This window comes from Kitasatospora nipponensis, assembly GCF_039528135.1.
Taxonomy (GTDB): domain Bacteria; phylum Actinomycetota; class Actinomycetes; order Streptomycetales; family Streptomycetaceae; genus Kitasatospora; species Kitasatospora nipponensis.
This window is the reverse complement of the sequence record NZ_BAAALF010000582.1, coordinates 1-864: the sequence shown is the minus strand read 5'-3', so window position 1 is coordinate 864 and position 864 is coordinate 1. Positions and strand designations below refer to the sequence as shown.

Annotated in this window: 1 pseudogene; it reads right to left on the bottom strand. The window is 80.7% G+C overall.

Going from position 1 to position 864, the window contains the following annotated elements:
• Positions 1-864 (bottom strand): annotated as a pseudogene (locus ABD323_RS42040) (AAA family ATPase); the annotation flags it as partial.

Here is an 864-nt window from a genome sequence, read left to right as displayed (position 1 = left end):
CAACCTCGCTTGACATCCCTGCCAGCCTGCCGCCGCTGACGCCGCCCTGCGCCCGGCGGCGGCGGCGGGCCCGCCTCCACTCCCCCTTGGGGCCCCCCGTACCCACGCCCCCTCCTTCCCGTGGGCGGCCGCCTGCTCGGTGGTGCGGACGGCCTCGGTGGTGGCGGCCAGCGCCTGGGCCCGCCGGCCGAGCCGGGTGGCCCGCTCGGCGACCGAGGGCGCGTCGCCGCGGGCCTCGGCGATCCGCTGGGCCAGCGCGTCCCGCTCCGCGGCCAGCGCCTCCAGCCGTGCCGTGCCGGCGGCCAGCCGCTCGCGGCTGTCATGCAGTTGGCCGCTGTAGTGGCGCTCGCCCTGTTCGAGGCGCTCGCGCTGCTGGAGCAGCCCGGTCAGTGCCTCCGCGCGCCCCAGCGCCGTGCGGTGCTCGCGGGCCAGCGCGGCCAGCCGCTCGGCCAGCTCGTCGGCGGGCGCATCGCCCGCGGTGCCGGTGGCGGCCGCGGCCGCCACCCGCAGCTCGGTCAGCTCGCCCTCGGCCTGGGCGAGCCGGTGTTCGGCGGCCTGCTGGGCGGCGCTCGCGGCCCGCTCGTCCGCCGCGCCGACCGGTGGTGCGTCGAAGGCGGCCGGCGCCGGGTGCTCGGCGGAGCCGCAGACCAGGCAGGACTCGCCCGCCCGCAGTCGGCCGGCCAGCTCGGCGGCCATCCCGTCCAGCCGGCGCTGGCGCAGGTCCAGGGTGTGCTCGCGGGCGGTCAGGGCCGCCTGCCGCAGGTCGACCAGCGCGCTCTCGCGCCGGACGGTCAGGGCGCGCAGCTCGTCGCGACGGTGCGCGCCGGCCAGCCGCTGCTCGGCCTCGCCGCGTTGCCCCTCGAG